At 73.8% G+C, this 16165-nt stretch carries 15 protein-coding genes; 12 read left to right on the forward strand and 3 right to left on the reverse strand.

Annotation, left to right across the window (positions count from 1 at the left end):
* Complete coding sequence (locus ML5_RS13115; RefSeq protein WP_013475007.1) at positions 1-993, reverse strand: ABC transporter ATP-binding protein; 993 nt, start codon at positions 991-993, stop codon at positions 1-3.
* Positions 994-995: 2 nt separating this feature from the next.
* On the opposite strand from ML5_RS13115, the gene ML5_RS13120 reads away from it, so the two are divergent.
* From ML5_RS13120 to ML5_RS13135, 4 genes are all read left to right on the forward strand, one after another.
* Positions 996-1685 (forward strand): ABC transporter permease, encoded by a 690-nt coding sequence (locus tag ML5_RS13120; protein ID WP_013288967.1) that lies wholly within the window; start codon positions 996-998, stop codon positions 1683-1685.
* A complete protein-coding gene (locus tag ML5_RS13125; protein ID WP_013475008.1) occupies positions 1682-2404 on the forward strand; it encodes an ABC transporter permease in 723 nt (240 codons plus the stop codon). Before ML5_RS13120 ends, ML5_RS13125 begins: the two co-directional genes overlap by 4 nt.
* A 153-nt stretch (positions 2405-2557) precedes the next feature.
* Positions 2558-3562: a glycine betaine ABC transporter substrate-binding protein gene (locus tag ML5_RS13130; protein WP_013288965.1), complete on the forward strand. Its 1005-nt coding sequence runs from the start codon at positions 2558-2560 to the stop codon at positions 3560-3562.
* Positions 3563-3686: 124 nt separating this feature from the next.
* Positions 3687-5606 (forward strand): hypothetical protein, encoded by a 1920-nt coding sequence (locus ML5_RS13135; protein ID WP_013475009.1) that lies wholly within the window; start codon positions 3687-3689, stop codon positions 5604-5606.
* A 9-nt stretch (positions 5607-5615) separates the two neighbouring features.
* On the opposite strand, the gene ML5_RS13140 is transcribed toward ML5_RS13135, so the two are convergent.
* Together ML5_RS13140 and ML5_RS13145 are read right to left on the reverse strand one after the other, a co-directional pair.
* Entirely contained in the window at positions 5616-6785 is a 1170-nt protein-coding gene (locus ML5_RS13140; protein ID WP_013288963.1) for an NADH-quinone oxidoreductase subunit D, read from the reverse strand.
* Positions 6782-7852: an SAM-dependent methyltransferase gene (locus ML5_RS13145; protein ID WP_049800140.1), complete on the reverse strand. Its 1071-nt coding sequence runs from the start codon at positions 7850-7852 to the stop codon at positions 6782-6784. The genes ML5_RS13140 and ML5_RS13145 overlap by 4 nt, the downstream gene beginning before the upstream one ends.
* A 193-nt stretch (positions 7853-8045) precedes the next feature.
* On the opposite strand from ML5_RS13145, the gene ML5_RS13150 reads away from it, so the two are divergent.
* The 8 genes from ML5_RS13150 to ML5_RS13185 all read left to right on the forward strand — a co-directional run bounded on the left by ML5_RS13150 (position 8046) and on the right by ML5_RS13185 (position 16141).
* Positions 8046-8975, forward strand: a complete 930-nt coding sequence (locus ML5_RS13150; protein WP_013475011.1) for a Rossmann-like and DUF2520 domain-containing protein — start codon at positions 8046-8048, stop codon at positions 8973-8975.
* The gene (gene panC, locus ML5_RS13155) at positions 8975-9817 is read left to right on the forward strand and encodes a pantoate--beta-alanine ligase (RefSeq protein WP_013475012.1); all 843 of its coding nucleotides are present in this window, start codon (positions 8975-8977) and stop codon (positions 9815-9817) included. The genes ML5_RS13150 and panC overlap by 1 nt, the downstream gene beginning before the upstream one ends.
* A gap of 30 nt (positions 9818-9847) precedes the next feature.
* The gene (gene panD / locus ML5_RS13160) at positions 9848-10279 is read left to right on the forward strand and encodes an aspartate 1-decarboxylase (RefSeq protein WP_013475013.1); all 432 of its coding nucleotides are present in this window, start codon (positions 9848-9850) and stop codon (positions 10277-10279) included.
* A 351-nt stretch (positions 10280-10630) separates the two neighbouring features.
* On the forward strand, positions 10631-11710 hold the full coding sequence (locus ML5_RS13165) for an IS110 family transposase (RefSeq protein ID WP_013473518.1): 1080 nt from the start codon (positions 10631-10633) through the stop codon (positions 11708-11710).
* Between the two features lie 123 nt (positions 11711-11833).
* Entirely contained in the window at positions 11834-12727 is an 894-nt protein-coding gene (locus ML5_RS13170) for a septum formation family protein (RefSeq protein WP_013475014.1), read from the forward strand.
* A gap of 61 nt (positions 12728-12788) precedes the next feature.
* Positions 12789-14480, forward strand: coding sequence for an L-aspartate oxidase (locus ML5_RS13175; RefSeq protein ID WP_013475015.1), 1692 nt, complete (start codon positions 12789-12791; stop codon positions 14478-14480).
* On the forward strand, positions 14477-15373 hold the full coding sequence (gene nadC, locus ML5_RS13180; RefSeq protein WP_013288956.1) for a carboxylating nicotinate-nucleotide diphosphorylase: 897 nt from the start codon (positions 14477-14479) through the stop codon (positions 15371-15373). The genes ML5_RS13175 and nadC overlap by 4 nt, the downstream gene beginning before the upstream one ends.
* A 9-nt stretch (positions 15374-15382) precedes the next feature.
* Positions 15383-16141 carry a type III pantothenate kinase gene (locus ML5_RS13185; protein WP_013288955.1) on the forward strand — a complete coding sequence of 253 codons (759 nt, stop codon included), beginning with the start codon at positions 15383-15385 and terminating at the stop codon, positions 16139-16141.
* Positions 16142-16165: the final 24 nt, after the last annotated feature.

Consider the following 16165-nt stretch of genomic DNA (forward strand, 5'->3'; position numbering starts at 1 on the left):
TCAGTCCACGGCGCCCAGCGCCAGCACCCGGTTGCGGGTGAGCAGCCCCACCGCCCGGCCCTCCTCGGTCACCACCGCGTGCTCCGCGCCGGAGGTGAGCAGCGCGCCGAGTGCGTCGTACGCCGAGTCGCCGAGCGCCACGGTGGGCAGGCCGGTGCCGCCGTCGGCCGGGAGCGGGTCGAGTACCGCGCGGGTCACCGGGGTCACGGCCAGCCGCCGGATGCCCCGGTCGGCGCCGACGAACTCGCGGACGAAGGCCGAGGCGGGCGAGCCGAGCAGCGCGGCGGGCGTGTCGTACTGCTCCAGCCGGCCGCCCTCGGACAGCACCGCGATCCGGTCGCCCAGCCGGACCGCCTCGTCGAGGTCGTGGGTGACCAGCACGATCGTCTTGCGTACCTCGGCCTGCAACCGCAGGAACTCCTCCTGCAGGCGGGTCCGGACGATCGGGTCCACCGCCGAGAACGGCTCGTCCATCAGCAGCACCACCGGATCGGCGGCCAGCGCCCGGGCCACGCCCACCCGCTGCCGCTGCCCGCCGGACAGTTCGTGCGGGTACCGCCGGCCGAACTGCGCCGGGTCCAGGCCGACGAGTTCCAGCAGCTCGCCGACCCGGTCCCGGGTCCGCTGCTTCGGCCAGCCCAGCAGCCCCGGCACGGTCGCCACGTTCGCGGCGACGGTCTGGTGCGGGAACAGGCCGACGTTCTGGATGACGTACCCGATGCGGCGGCGCAGCGCCACCGGGTCGACCCGGGTGACGTCGTCGTCGCCGAGCAGGATCCGCCCGTCGGTCGGCTCGATCAACCGGTTGATCATGCGCAGCACCGTCGACTTGCCGCAGCCGGACGGGCCGATCAGCACCACCAGTTCGCCGGCGGCGACCTCCAGGCTCAGCTCGCGTACCGCCTCGGTGCCGTCCGGGTAGCGCTTGCGGATGCCCTCCAGCGTGATCGACGCCGCGCCGCCTCCGGCGGTGCCTCCCGGGGTACCGTCCACGTGTGTCCCTCCACCTGAGCTACCGGGCCGACCCGGGTAATCCGTGGTTCTCCTGGCAGTACGTGCGGGACAACTCTGACACGATCCTCGCCGCGCTGCGGGAGCACACCTGGCTGACCGCCCGCGCCGTGGTGATCGCCGCGCTGGTGGCGTTGCCGCTCGCGGTGCTCGCGTACTGGTTCCGGTCGCTGTCGGCCCCGATCCTGGCGGTGACCGGGGTGCTCTACACCGTCCCGTCGCTGGCGTTGTTCGCGTTCCTCGCGCCGTACCTGGGCATCGGCGCGATCACAGTGCTCACAGTGGTCGCGCTGTACGCGCTGCTGGTCATCGTGCGCAACGCGCTGGCCGGGCTGAACCAGGTGCCCCCGGAGGTGCGCGAGGCCGCCGAGGGCATGGGGTACGGCAGGTGGGGCCGGCTGTTCCGGATCGAGCTGCCACTGGCGCTGCCAGGCATCCTCACCGGCGTACGGCTGGCGACCGTGTCCACTGTCGCGCTCGTCACGGTCGGAGTGGTGGTCGGCCGGGGCGGGCTCGGGCAGCTCATCTTCGCGGGCTTCCAGAACAACTTCTACAAGGCGCAGATCATGGCCGGCACGGTGCTGTGCGTGCTGCTGGCGCTGGTGCTCGACCTGGTGCTGGCGGGCGTGGGCCGCCTGCTCACCCCCTGGCTGCGCGGGAGGTCCGCCCGGTGAACCCCGTCGAGCAGGCAGTGGTCTGGCTGAACGACCCGCTGAACTGGACCAACCCCGGCGGCGTGCTGGACCGCCTCGGCGAGCACCTGAGCATGTCCGCGCTGGCGGTGCTGCTGGGCTGCCTGGTGGCCTGGCCGATCGGGCTGTGGCTCGGGCACAGCGGCCGGGGCGGCGGGCTGGTCCTGCTGGTCTCCAACGTCACACTGGCGATCCCGACGCTGGCGCTGCTGACCATCCTGCCGCTGACGTTCCTCGGCTTCGGCCGTCCGGCCGTGGTGGTGGCGCTCGCGGTCTTCGCGGTTCCGCCGCTGCTGGCGAACGCGTTCACCGGGGTGCGGCAGGCCGACCCGGAGGCCCGGGACGCGGCCCGGGGCATGGGTCTGTCCGGCGGGCAGGTGCTGCGGCGGGTGGAGCTGCCGCTCGCGGTGCCCTACCTGGCGGCCGGCTTCCGTACCGCGGCGGTGCAGGTGGTGGCCACCGCCGCGCTCGCCTCGTTCGTCAACGGCGGTGGGCTGGGCCAGATCATCCGGGCCGGGTTCGGGCTCGACATCGCCGCCGGCGGGGGTCAGATCATCGCCGGCGGGGTGCTGGTGGCCGGGTTGGCGCTGCTCGTCGAGGGGGTGCTCGCGCTGGTGGAGCGGGTGGTCACGCCCCGCCCGCTGCGCCGGGAACGCACGCGGGCGAACCGCCGCGCGACGGCGGCGACGACCGGCAACTGAGCCGTCGGTGACGATCGGATGACGAAAACCGCTCCGAGTTTGTCGGTCGGGTCCGGAGGATATTGGCTGGAGTCGCGGGTGGCCGTCCGGATCGCCCGTCGGACACGCGGCCGGCCCGAGGGGGTCGCGCCGGGACACGGAAGGCGGGCACTGATGCGCGCGCGTACGACACTGGCCGCGGGGGCGCTCGGCGCACTCACTGCGGCTGTTCTCCTCACCGGCTGCGGCGACGCCGGCTCGTCCGGCACCGACGCGCCCGAGCAGGGCGCCTCGGGGGCCGGCTGTGCACCGGTGGCCGGTGACCAGCTCGTCGTCCTGACCGACGACAAGAAGCTCCAGAACACCGACAACGTCATCCCGGCGATCAACGCGAAGGCGGCCACGCCGCAGCTCGTCGCCGCGCTGGACAAGGTCTCCGCGAAGCTCGACACCCCGAAGCTGATCCAGCTCAACCGGGCGGTCGACGTCGACCGCAAGACGCCCCAGGTCGCGGCGCAGGAGTTCGCCTCCGCCAACGGCGTGACCGACGGGATCGAGAAGGGCCCGGGCGGTCAGATCACCGTCGGTGCCGGCAACTTCAGCGAGAGCCAGACCATCGCCGAGCTCTACAAGATCGCGCTCACCGCGGCCGGCTACCAGGTCAAGGTGCAGACCATCGGCAACCGGGAGCTCTACGAGCCGGCCCTGGAGAAGGGCCAGATCCAGGTCGTCCCGGAGTACGCCGCCACCATGGCGGAGTTCCTCAACACCAAGGCCAACGGCAAGGACGCCCAGCCCGTCTCCTCGCCGGAGCTGGACAAGACGGTCGCGGCGCTGAAGACCGAGGGTGACAAGGCCGGCCTGGTCTTCGGCCAGCCGTCCCAGGCGCAGGACCAGAACGCGTTCGCGGTCACCAAGGCGTTCGCCGACAAGTACGGCGTGTCCACGCTCTCCGACCTGGCCGCCAAGTGCTCCGGCCAGGCCACCGTGCTGGCCGGGCCGCCGGAGTGCCCGCAGCGGCCGAAGTGCCAGGCCGGTCTGGTCGAGGTCTACGACTTCAAGGCCGGCTCGTTCAGCTCGCTGGACGCGGGCGGCCCGCAGACCAAGAACGCGCTGAAGACCGGCTCGGCGAGCGTCGGCCTGGTCTTCTCCTCCGACGCGGCGCTGGCCACGAGCTGACGCAGCACCGCCGGCCGGCGCCACGCGTGCCGGCCGGCGGCACGGGCAGCCCGTTCGGCGGGCCGCTCATCGGGTGGCGCCGACCCGTTCCCCTCCGGTGGAACTCTCGGTACTCTGCTCAGCCATGCCAGCCTCGGTCGCGCCCGCCGACAAGAGCACGCCCGCCCTGCTCACCGTCCTGTTCTGGGTCGGTGTGGGGCTGGCGCCCCTGGCCGCGCTCATCCTGCTGATCGCCGACGGCAACGGCTCGCTCCGGTTCGGCGCGGTCCTGGCGATCCTCGCGGTCGTGCTCATCGGTCTGTCCATCGCGCTGCGGCCGGAGAGCGGTTCCGAGGGCGCGGCGTCCGAGGAGATGCGCGAGGAGCTGGCGCAGCTGCGGCGGGAGTTGCGGGCCGAGATCGTGGCCGCCGCCCAGCGCGGCAACCAGGCGCTCGACCAGGCACGACGGGCCGAGGAGGTGGCCGGCGCGGTACGGCACCGGCTCGACGCGGCCGCCGCCGGACTGGCCTCCGCGCCCGTGTCCGCCCTGGCGTCGGCGCCGGAGCGCCCGAGCGGTGCGGCCCGGGTGCCGGGAACCGGCACGCCCGACGTCGGCCGGCCGCAACCGGTCGGCCGGGACGACGACGAACCGGCCCGGCCGGCGTACCTCGGCGGCGGCTACGGAACCGACGCCGACGCGTCCCGGACGGGCCACTACGCCGCTGAGCCGTCCCGGACGGGCCACCACACCCCGGACCCGTCCCGGACGGGCCGATACGAGGCCGAGCCGTCCCGGACCGGCCACTACGACGCCGACTCGCCTGGGGCAGGCCACTACGACTCCGAACCGCTCCGGACCAGCCGCTACGGCACTGAGTCGCCTGGGGTGGGCCACTACGAAACCGAACAGCCCCGGGCCGGTCGCTACGACTCCGAACCGGCACGGACCGGTCGGCACGACGCCGAACCGGCGGCGCGGGCCACCGTACGTCCGGACCGGCCCGCGAGCGGGGTGTACGGCGCGGCGCGGGTGTCCGAGCCGGTGGCCCGGCCGGAGACCCGCCCGGTCGGCGTGGTCCACCACACCGAGACGGTGCACGTCACCACCCGGCACACGATCGTCGGCGGTGAGCCGACCGGCACACGGTACGGCGGATTCCCTGGCGGCTGGCCGGACGAGGACCGGTCCCGGGGCGCGGACGCGGCCGACCACCGGCACGCGGGACACCGCGACCCGGGCGACCGGCCGGGCCGCCGCGCCGGGTCGGACGACGGCGGCCGGGGTGCCGGCTCCGGCGACGACGGGCACTCGTGGACCGACCCCGGGCGTCCCGGTGCCGAGCATCCATGGGCAGGTGTCGGCCGGGCCACTGCCGGGGAACAGGGCTGGTCCGGGCGTACCGCCGGGGGCGGCTGGTCGAGCGAGCAGGGCCGGACGGCGGCGGAGGAGCAGCGGCCCTGGTCCGGCGGCGGTGACGACCGGGCCGGCCGGGCGGCGGCCGCCTGGCCCGCGGCCGCAGCGGGCGTACCGGACGTGCCGCCCGGCCGGGCGGGCACCGACGGCGACCAGTGGTCCGAGATGCGTGCCGGCAACCGGTGGGCCGCGGTCCGTGACGACGGCGCGGGCCGGGAGATCCGCCTCGGGGAACGGCGAGCCGCAGTGCACGCCGACGGCGGCGGCACGGAGTACCGGGTCGAGGACCGGTGGGCCTCAGTACGCGGCGGTGGAGCGGACGCGAGCGGACCGGACGTACCGGACGCCCGCTGGTCCGGGGAGAGCCACCCGGCGCTGCCGGCCGGCGGTGTGCCGGTGCCGGACGAGTGGCGGCCACCGACGCAGCGCAGCGGCCAGGCGGAATGGCGCCAGCCACCCCCGGAATGGCGTCAGCCGGAACCGGAGTGGCGTCAGGCCGAGCCCGAGTGGCGTCAGCCGGAGACTCGGCAGGGCGAGTCACAGTGGCGTCGGCCCGAGCCGGAATGGCGGCCGGCGGAACCGGAGTGGCGCAGCCCGGAGCGCGGTGGACACGGCGAGCCGTATCGGGACACCGCCGACCGCTGGCGCTGACGCCGCCGGCTACTTGTCGATGTCGCCCACCACGAAGAACATCGAGCCGAGGATGGCGATCAGGTCCGGCACCAGGCAGCCGGGCAGCAGCGACGACAGCGCCTGCACGTTCGCGTACGAGGCGGTGCGCAGCTTCATCCGCCACGGCGTCTTCTCGCCCCGGGACACCAGGTAGTAGCCGTTGATGCCGAGCGGGTTCTCCGTCCAGGCGTACGTGTGCCCCTCGGGCGCCTTCAGCACCTTCGGCAGGCGGGTGTTCACCGGCCCGCTGATCCGGTCCACCCGGTCCAGACACTGCTCGGCGAGGTCGAGCGAGACGTACACCTGGTCGAGCAGCACCTCGAAGCGGGCGTGACAGTCACCGGCGGTCTTCGTCACCACGGGCACGTCGAGCTGGTCGTAGGCCAGGTACGGCTCGTCGCGGCGCAGGTCGAGGTCGAGGCCGGAGGCGCGGGCGACCGGCCCGGACGCGCCGAACGCGGCGGCGTCGGCGGCGGAGAGCACACCGACGCCGACGGTACGGGCCAGGAAGATCTCGTTGCGCCGGATCAGGTTGTCCAGGTCGGGCATCCGGCGGCGTACCTCGGCGATGGCGGCGCGGGCGCGCCCGGTCCAGCCGGACGGCACCTCCTCCTTCAGGCCGCCGACCCGGTTGAACATGTAGTGGATCCGGCCGCCGGAGACCTCCTCCATCACGGCCTGGATGGTCTCCCGTTCCCGGAACGCGTAGAACATCGGCGTGATCGCGCCGATCTCCAGCGGGTACGAGCCGAGGAACATCAGGTGGTTGAGCACCCGGTTCAGCTCGGCCAGCGCCATCCGCAGCCAGGTGGCGCGTTCCGGCACCTCCATGCCCATCAGCCGCTCGACGGCGAGCACCACGCCCAGCTCGTTGGAGAACGCCGACAGCCAGTCGTGCCGGTTCGCCAGCACGATGATCTGCCGGTAGTCGCGTACCTCGAAGAGCTTCTCCGCCCCCCGGTGCATGTAGCCGACGATCGGCTCGGCGGCGACCACCCGCTCCCCGTCGAGCACCAGCTTCAGCCGCAGCACGCCGTGCGTCGAGGGGTGTTGCGGCCCGATGTTGAGCACCATGTCGGTGCCGAGCTGCTCACCGCCGGCGCCGGTACCGACTGTCAGCTCGCGGAGGTCGGCGGCGTCCGTGGTCATGCCCGTCATCGTGCCACGACCGCGTCGAGCGCGACGCCGACCGGCTGCCGCAGCCACAGGTGCCCGCCGAGCCCGGCCGGGTCGGTCAGTTCGGCCGCCGCCGACGCGGCGGCCAGCGCCCGCAGGTAGCCGGCCGGGTCGCGACCGGCCAGGCTCAGTGGTGGTCGCCCGCCGTCGGCCCCGAGCGCTCGCAGCGCCTCCCGCTGAGAGACCAGGGAGTACGCGCACCGCGCGACCCGCTCACCGGCGGAGGCGACCGAGTCCATGGCGACGTGCGCCGTCACGTCGCAGGAGCCGTCCGGGACCGGCGGCACCTGCCGCCCGCCCCGATATCCGGTGAGCGTCCCGTCGGCAGGACGCGAGTCCCGCAGATGCCCGTAGTCCACCGCAAGCGCCAGCCCCCGCGCCACCTTCCCCACGGCCCCAGCCCAGGCCAGATCCCGCGACCACCCGATCTCCGCCCTCCAACCGCCCCCGCCCTCGCCCTCACCCGCCCCGTTGATCAAGGAGTTTGTGTCCTGATCCGGGCCCTCCGAGGCCACAAACTCCTTGATCACCGGGGCGTTGGGCGGGGCGGCCGAGGGCCACCAGTGGGTGAGCCAGGTGGTGTCGGTGGGGGACGGGGGCGGGCCGACCGTCTCCTCGCCGGTTTTCGGGTTCACCAGGAGGAGGCGCCAGCCCTCGGGGGTGTGGACTGCCACGTCCACTGGGACGTTGTCCAGCCATTCCGTCGCCAGGAGCAGGCCGGTGATGCCGTCGGGGATGTCGGGGCGCCAGGCGATCTCCGGCGGCAGGTCCGGCGGGCGGGTGGCCCGTTCCACGGCTACCGGGTGGAGCCGGGCGGCCAGCTCGGGTGCGGCCTGCGCCAGCAGCGCCCGGAGCAGTTCGCCCCGGCCCGCGCCCACGTCCACCACGTCCAGCCGGGCCGGGTGGCCCAGCGCCGCGTCCACCGTCTCGAGCTGCCGCAGCAGGCACGCGGTGAAGACGGGTGAGGCGTGCACGCTCGTGCGGAAGTGCGCGGCGGGCCCGGCACCGGAGACGAAGAAGCCGTCCGGCCCGTACAGCGCCCGCTCCATCGCGTCGCGCCAGCGCAGCGGGGAGGTCACCGGGCCGACCCTACGGGACGTACCCGAACGGGCGGTTTGCCCGCCACCGCAGCAGCGGCTTCCGGCGGTCGGTGAAGGTTTTCACACCTTCTTGTTTCGGGTCTGTCACCCGGGCGCATACTTGCCATCGACCGGTACCCCCTTCGAGGACTGGATCGCTGCCATGAGCGCACCGCTGCGCCCCCGGGCCACCGCTGCCCCGCTCGTCTTCCCGCGTACCCTCGCCGTCGGCGTCCTCGGCGCCGGCCGGGTCGGCGCCGTGCTGGGCGCGGCCCTCGCCGCAGCCGGTCACCGGGTCGTCGCCGCATCCGGCGCCTCGGGCGCGACACGGGCCCGGACGGCGCTGCTGCTGCCGCAGACCCCGCACCGCACCGCGTCCGAGGTGGCGCGTGCCGCCACCGACCTGCTGATCGTCGCGGTCCCGGACGACGCGCTCGCGGGCGTGGTAGCGGACCTGGCCGCGAGCGGCGCGCTGCGCCCCGGCCAGGTGGTGGCGCACACGTCCGGCGCGCACGGGCTCGCCGCGCTGGCCCCGGCCGTCGAGGCGGGCGCCCGGCCGCTCGCGCTGCACCCGGCGATGACCTTCACCGGTACGCCGGACGACCTGTCCCGCCTGCCCGGCATCTCCTACGGGGTGACCGCCCCGGCCGAGCTGCGCCCGTTCGCGGCCCGGCTGGTGGCCGACCTGGGCGGCGTACCGGAGTGGGTCGGTGAGAACGACCGGCCGCTCTACCACGCGGCCCTCGCGCACGGCGCGAACCACCTGGTGACGCTCGTCAACGAGGCCGCCGACCGGCTGCGCGACGCCGGGGTGGAGCGGCCGGAGAAGGTGCTCGCCCCGCTGCTGCGGGCCGCCCTGGAGAACGCGCTGCGGCTGGGCGACGACGCGCTCACCGGCCCGGTGTCGCGCGGCGACGCGGGCACCGTACGCCGGCATCTGGACCGGCTGGCGCGGACCGCGCCGGAATCCGTACCCGCGTATCTGGCGTTGGCACGACGGACGGCGGACCGTGCCGTCGCGGTCGGCCGCCTTCGCCCGGCGGACGCGGCCGCGCTGCGCAACGTGCTCGACGGAATCGAGGTGGCGGCCTGATGGCCGAGGTGCTGCACACGCGCAAGGAACTGGCGGCCGCCCGCGAGGCGATGGCCGGCCAGGTCGGCGTGGTGATGACCATGGGTGCGCTGCACGCCGGGCACGAGGCGCTGCTGCGGGCCGCCCGCGAGCGCGCCGGCCACGTCATCGTCACGATCTTCGTGAACCCGCTGCAGTTCGGCCCGAACGAGGACTTCGACCGCTACCCGCGCACGCTCGACTCCGACCTGGAGATCTGCCGCCGGGCCGGGGTGGACGTGGTGTTCGCGCCCTCGGCGACCGAGATGTACCCGGAGGGCCGCCCGACGGTGCGGCTCGACCCGGGTCCGCTCGGCGAGGACCTGGAGGGCCTGAGCCGTCCCGGCTTCTTCCACGGCGTGCTCACCGTGGTGATGAAGCTGCTCCAGCTCACCCGCCCCGACCTGGCGTTCTTCGGCGAGAAGGACTACCAGCAGCTCACCCTGGTCCGCCGGATGGTCCGCGACCTCGACGTGCCGACCGAGATCGTCGGCGTGCCGACCGTACGGGAACCGGACGGGCTGGCCATGTCCAGCCGCAACCGGTACCTGTCGGCGCCCGAGCGGGAGACCGCGCTGAGCCTGTCCGCCGCGTTGCGGGCCGGCGCGACGGCGGCCGAGCGGGGTGAGGACGCGGGCGCGGTGCTGGCCGCCGCGCACCGGGCCTTCGACGCGCCGGACGCGCGCCTGGACTACCTGGTGCTCACCGACACCGAGCTGGAACCCGGCCCGGTCGCCGGCCCGGCCCGGCTGCTGATCGCGGCCTGGGTCGGCGCCACCCGCCTGATCGACAACACGGCGATCCACCTCGCGCCGCGTCCCTGAACCCCACCACGAATGCGGAAAGGCACCCCGATGCTGCGGACCATGCTCAAGTCGAAGATCCATCGGGCCACCGTGACCCAGGCCGACCTGCACTACGTCGGCTCGGTGACTGTGGACGAGGACCTGCTCGACGCGGCGGACCTGATCCCCGGCGAGCAGGTCGCGATCGTGGACATCACCAACGGCGCCCGGCTGGAGACGTACGTGATCCCGGGGCAGCGGGGCAGCGGCGTGATCGGCATCAACGGCGCCGCCGCGCACCTGGTGCACCCCGGTGACCTGGTCATCCTGATCTCGTACGGGCAGATGGACGACGCCGAGGCCCGCGCGTACCGCCCCCGGGTGGTGCACGTCGACGCCGACAACAAGGTCGTCGACCTCTCGGCGGACCCGGCGACCGCGGCCCCCGGCACCGCAGGCGCCCCCGTCCCCAACCCCCTCGCCGCCGCGTCTCACCGTTGATCTTGCAGTTGCGGCCCCCTCGTCGCCCCTTTTGTCGGGTTTGCGAGGGCGGCTAGTGCAAGACGCTTCTATGTCTGTGGTGATCGGTTCGGCTGATTGCCGTTAGGGTTCGGCGTTGGTGATCACTTGGGTGGCTCTTCGTTGATCCGGCCGCCTGTGGTGTGGGTGTGCCTTGTGCAAGACCTGTCCCCGGGTGATCGTCGGCGCCGGCCCGGCCCACCCTGCTGGCCTGATCAGAAGCCTGCCCGTGCGAGCACACGTGGCCCATCACAGATTTGCCGCCGAGGTGATGTCTTCCCGAGCCGACGCCGACTGTCCCGGTCGTCGCTGGCAAAGGAGCAACAATCCGAGATGAGAAGGATCGTAGAACGGGTCGCGGATCGCTATGACGTGGTGGTGGGGGTCGATACTCACACCGATACGCATACCGCCGCCGTGGTGGACCGACTCGGTGGGGTGTTGGCGCAGGTCACGGTGTCCACTGACCCGGACGGGTTGAGCCGGTTGTTGGCCTTCGCCGTCGCGCACACCCCACCGCAGGGGCGCCGGTTGTGGGCGGTGGAGGGCACCCGGTCACACGGGCAAGGGCTGTGCCGGCTGCTGACCGCTGCTGACGAACCCGTCTGCGAGGCACCCAAGCCCCCCGCTGCGGCCCGTCGTCGGGGCGGCAAGTCCGACCAGCTGGACGCGGTCGCCGCCGCCCATACGGTGCTGGCGCTGCCCGCTGAGCGCATCGCCGTGCCCCGCAGCGACGGCCCACGCGAGGCCCTGCGTCTGCTGCTGATCTGCCGCCGGCACCACACCGATGCCCGCACCGCCGCGGTCAACCTGGTCAAAGCGTTGATCCTGACCGCTGACGACACTCTGCGCGAGGCGCTACGCGGGCTGTCCACCACCATCCAGATCGCCCGCCTGGCCGCCCTCGAACTGCCCGAAACCACCGCCCTGCCCTGCGAGGAACACACCCGCCGCCGCGAACTGGTCACCCTCGCCCGGCACATCCACATCCTCGACGCCACACTGGCCGACAACCACCAGCGCCTACGAGCCCTCGTCACCGAACTGTGCCCGCCCCTGCTCGACCAACCCGGAGTCGGACCCGTCACCGCCGCGATCGCCCTCACCGCCTGGTCCCACCCCGGCCGCGTCCGCTCAGAAGCCGCCTACGCCACCCTCGCCGGCGCCGCCCCCATCCCCGTGGCCAGCGGCCGCACCGACCGACACCGCCTCAACCGCGGCGGCGACAGAACCCTCAACAGCGCCCTGCACACCATCGCCCTGACCCGCCGACGCATCCACCCCGAAACACGCGACTACATCACCCGACGCCACGCCGAAGGCCGCACCACCAGAGAAATCACCCGCTGCCTCAAGCGCTACATCGCCCGACAGCTCTACCGCACCATCACCACCCACCACCAAACCCCTTGACAACCCCACTCACAGATCGACGGGGCGGACGGGTGGGAAACGCGGTCTGTCACCGGAAGGTCATTTTCGGCTACCCTGGGCGGACCGTCGGGGATCGACGGTCGTCGGCTGGGGGAGGCCGCGATGCGCCGTGCGATGAGCTTCCTGGTCGCCGCGATGGTCGCGAGCGCCGCCCTGACCGGCTGCGCCGGCGCCGGCGGGCTGGACGGCGACCTCACCGACGACTGGGCCGCGATGGCCGCACCCGGGCCGTTCACCCCGGCGGCCGAGGTCTGCCAGGTCGCCGACTTCACAGCGAGCGTCGGCCTGGCCGCGTACGCGCCGGTCGGCTGCGAGCTGCCGCACCGGGTGGAGACCGTGCACGTCGGGGCGTTCACCACCGACCGGCCCACCCCGCCGCCGCTCGCCTCGCCCGAGCTGCGTACCGCGTTCGCCGACTGCGACAAGCGGGCCGCCGGGTACGTGGGTGACGACTGGCGCGCCGGGCGGCTCCGGCTGGCAGTGGCGGTACCGACGGGCACCGGCTGGACGGCGGGCTCCCGCTGGTACCGGTGCGACCTGACCGAGCTGACCACCGTCGAGGCGGCGGCCACCGTGGTCACCCGGACGGGCAGCCTGCGCGACGCGCTCAAGACGCCCTCCCCGCTGCGGCTGGGCTGCCAGCGCTCGGTGCGGGACACGAACCGCGTGGAGCGGCTCAACCCGGTCGACTGTGCTGCCGCGCACGACGCCGAGTTCGTCGGCGTGTGGGCCGCGCCGGACCGCCCGTATCCGAAGAAGCCGGAGGACTGGGTGCCGCTCTACGACGGCTGCTTCGGCGTGATCGCCCGGTACGCCGGGGTGCCGGCCGACGGGCTGCTGCGCTACCGCAGCGACGTGGTGGTCCGTCCGCCCGCTGCCGGTCGCTGGGCGGTCGGCGACCGGGGCGTCCGCTGCTACCTGTGGCTCAGCGACCGTACGGTCACCACCTCGCTCAAGGGCGCCGGACCGGCCGGCCTCCCGCGCCGGACGAGGTAGCGGACCGCACTCGTCACGCCCCCCGCGCCCGAGTCGAGTTCGCTTCGGGTTGACTGTGCTCATGGACCTACCGACCGTCGACCTGCCGGCGCTGCCCCGGCTGCTCGCCGCGCCCGCCCCCGGCTGGGTGGAGACGACAGACGTGATCGTGGTCGGCTCCGGCGTGGCCGGGTTGACCGCCGCGCTGCACCTGCGCGAGGCCGGCCTGCACGTCACGGTGGTCACCAAGGTCGACATGGACGAGGGCTCGACCCGCTGGGCGCAGGGCGGGATCGCCGCCGTGCTGGACCCGGCGGACACGCCGGACGCGCACGCGTACGACACGGAGGTCGCCGGCGTCGGCCTCTGCGACCCGGCGGCGGTCCGCGCACTGGTGGCCGAGGGGCCGACCCGGCTGCGTGAGCTGATGCGGATCGGGGCGGAGTTCGACCGCAACCCGGACGGCTCGCTGATGCTGACCCGGGAGGGCGGCCACCGGGCCGACCGGATCGTGCACGCGGGCGGCGACGCCACCGGTGCGGAGGTGCAGCGGGCGCTGCACGACGCGGTCCGCCGCGATCCGTGGATCCGGCTGGTCGAGCACGCGCTGGTGCTGGACCTGCTGCGCGCTCCCGGGGACGGGCCGGGCGGGCTCGGCCCGGCCTGCGGCATCACGCTGCACGTGCTCGGCGAGGGCAGCGAGGACGGCGTCGGCGCGATCCTCGGCCGCGCGGTGGTGCTGGCCACCGGCGGCATGGGGCAGGTCTTCGCCGCCACCACCAACCCGGCGGTCTCCACCGGGGACGGGGTGGCGCTGGCGCTGCGCGCGGGCGCCGCAGTCACCGACGTGGAGTTCGTCCAGTTCCACCCGACCGCGCTCATCGTGCCGGCCGGTGGGCCGGGCGCGGGGCTGGCCCAGCAGCCGCTGGTCTCCGAGGCGCTGCGCGGCGAGGGCGCCCACCTGGTCGACGGCGACGGCAAGCGGTTCATGGTCGGTCAGCACGAACTGGCCGAGCTGGCGCCCCGGGACGTGGTCGCCAAGGGCATCCACCGGGTGCTGCTCGCGTCCGGCGCGGACCACGTCTTCCTGGATGCCCGGCACCTGGGCGGCGACTTCCTCGCCCGGCGGTTCCCCACCATCGTGGCGTCCTGCCTGGCCATCGGCGTGGACCCGGCGACCGACCTGATCCCGGTTGCGCCGGCCGCGCACTACGCCTCCGGCGGCGTCCGGACCGACCTGCGGGGGCGCACCTCCATCCCCGGCCTGTACGCGTGCGGCGAGGTCGCCTGCACCGGCGTGCACGGCGCCAACCGGCTCGCCAGCAACTCGCTGCTGGAGGGGCTGGTCTTCTCCCGCCGGATCGCCGAGGACATCGCCGCCGGGCTGCCCGAGCAGGCCCGCCCGGCGGAGACCGGCGCCTGGGTGGGCGGGCCGGGCGCGCTGGTGCCGGCTACGGGCACGGCGGAGCTGCAACGGGCGATGACGCGGGGCGCGGGAGTGCTCCGGTCGGCGCAGACGCTGGAGGCCACCGCCGCCACGCTCACCGGGCTGGGCGCGGGCCGGGGCGTGCCGCGTACCGCCGACTGGGAGGCGACGAACCTGCTGACTGTGGCGTCGACGCTGGTCGCCGCCGCGTACGCGCGCCAGGAGACGCGGGGCTGCCACTGGCGGGAGGACTTCCCGACGGCCGACGAGCGGTGGCTCGGCCACCTGGTGGCCGAGGTGGGTACGGACGGCCGGGTGGCCGAGCGCTGGGAGGAGAACCACTCATGAGGGAGTCGACGGAGCGGGCGCTGCGGGACGGCGGCCTGGACCCGGAGCGGGTCCGGCACGTCATCGTCGACACGCTGCACGAGGATCTGGGGCCCGACTTCCTCGACGTGACGAGCGTGGCCACCATCCCTGACGACCAGCACGACACGGCCGATCTGGTGGCGCGCGCCGACGGCGTGGTGGCCGGGCTGCCCGTCGCCGCCGCCGTGTTCGAGCTGGTCGGCGAGGTGACCGGCGCGGGCCGTACGGTCGAGGTCTCGCTCGTGGCTCACGACGGACAGCGGGTGGCGCGCGGCGACGTGCTGGCCACCGTGACCGGGCCGACCCGGCTGCTGCTGACCGCCGAGCGGACGGCGCTGAACCTGCTGTCCCGCATGTCCGGGGTGGCGACACACACCCGGGCCTGGGCCGACGCGCTGGCCGGCACGAAGGCGATGGTGCTGGACACCCGCAAGACCACGCCGGGCCTGCGGGCACTGGAGAAGTACGCGGTCCGGGCCGGTGGCGGCACCAACAAGCGGATGGGCCTGTACGACGTCGCCATGATCAAGGACAACCACAAGGTCGCCGCGGGCGGGATCGCTGCCGCGTTCCGCCGGGTCCGGGAGGCGTTCCCCGACGTCGCGGTGCAGGTGGAGGTGGACACGCCGGCCGAGGCGGTGGAGGCGGTCGAGGCGGGGGCGCGGTTCCTGCTGCTGGACAACATGACCCCGGCGCAGCTGCGCGAGGTGGTGGCGTCGGTGGGCGACCGGGCGGAGCTGGAGGCCACCGGAGGGCTGACGCTGCCGATGGCCGCCGAGTACGGCGCGACGGGCGTCGACTTCCTCTCGGTCGGCGCGCTCACCCACTCGTCGCCGATCCTGGACATCGCCCTCGACCTGCGTGACGTCTAGGCTGCCGCTGTGCTGCTCTGCATCGACATCGGAAACACGAACACCGTGCTGGCGACCTTCGACGGCGACAAGCTGGTGCATTCGTGGCGGATCAAGACCGACGCCCGCTCCACAGCGGACGAGCTGGGTCTGATGTTCCGCGGACTGCTCGCCGGGGACGCCGTGGAGATCACCGGCGTGGCCGCCTGCTCGACAGTGCCGGCCGCGCTGCGCTCGCTGCGCACCATGCTCGACAGGTACTACGCGGACCTGCCCAGCGTGATCGTCGAGCCGGGCGTCCGGACGGGTGTGCAGCTCGCCATCGACAACCCGAAGGAGGTGGGCGCGGACCGGGTGGTGAACACGCTGGCCGCGTACACGCTCTACGGCGGGCCGTCGATCGTCGTCGACTTCGGCACCACCACCAACTTCGACCTGGTCAGCAGCCGGGGGGAGTTCCTCGGCGGGGCGTTCGCGCCCGGCATCGAGATCTCCTTCGACGCGCTGGCCGCCCGCGCGGCCCAGCTGCGCAAGGTGGAGGCGACCCGCCCGCGCTCGGTGATCGGCAAGAACACCGTCGAGTGCCTCCAGGCCGGGCTCTACTTCGGCTTCGCCGGCCAGGTGGACCGGATCGTCGAGCGGATGTCCGAGGAGCTGGGCGGCGTGAAGGCGGTCATCGCCACCGGCGGCCTGGCCTCGCTGGTGCTCGGCGAGTGCCACACCATCACCCACCACGAGCCGATGATCACGCTGATCGGCCTGCGGATGGTCTACGACCGCAACGTCTGAGGTGCAAGGAAGGGCCCCCTGTTA

Source organism: Micromonospora sp. L5, from assembly GCF_000177655.2.
GTDB classification, from domain to species: domain Bacteria; phylum Actinomycetota; class Actinomycetes; order Mycobacteriales; family Micromonosporaceae; genus Micromonospora; species Micromonospora aurantiaca.

Bases quoted from the DNA above. Each gene is read 5' to 3' on its own strand.
- ML5_RS13130 (WP_013288965.1), top strand. From the start codon at position 2,558: ATGCGCGCGCGTACGACACTGGCCGCGGGGGCGCTCGGCGCACTCACT.
- panC (WP_013475012.1), top strand. From the start codon at position 8,975: ATGGCCGAGGTGCTGCACACGCGCAAGGAACTGGCGGCCGCCCGCGAG.
- panD (WP_013475013.1), top strand. From the start codon at position 9,848: ATGCTGCGGACCATGCTCAAGTCGAAGATCCATCGGGCCACCGTGACC.
- ML5_RS13170 (WP_013475014.1), top strand. From the start codon at position 11,834: ATGCGCCGTGCGATGAGCTTCCTGGTCGCCGCGATGGTCGCGAGCGCC.
- ML5_RS13145 (WP_049800140.1), bottom strand. From the start codon at position 7,852: ATGGAGCGGGCGCTGTACGGGCCGGACGGCTTCTTCGTCTCCGGTGCC.
- nadC (WP_013288956.1), top strand. From the start codon at position 14,477: ATGAGGGAGTCGACGGAGCGGGCGCTGCGGGACGGCGGCCTGGACCCG.
- ML5_RS13175 (WP_013475015.1), top strand. From the start codon at position 12,789: ATGGACCTACCGACCGTCGACCTGCCGGCGCTGCCCCGGCTGCTCGCC.
- ML5_RS13135 (WP_013475009.1), top strand. From the start codon at position 3,687: ATGCCAGCCTCGGTCGCGCCCGCCGACAAGAGCACGCCCGCCCTGCTC.
- ML5_RS13140 (WP_013288963.1), bottom strand. From the start codon at position 6,785: ATGACGGGCATGACCACGGACGCCGCCGACCTCCGCGAGCTGACAGTC.
- ML5_RS13150 (WP_013475011.1), top strand. From the start codon at position 8,046: ATGAGCGCACCGCTGCGCCCCCGGGCCACCGCTGCCCCGCTCGTCTTC.
- ML5_RS13165 (WP_013473518.1), top strand. From the start codon at position 10,631: ATGAGAAGGATCGTAGAACGGGTCGCGGATCGCTATGACGTGGTGGTG.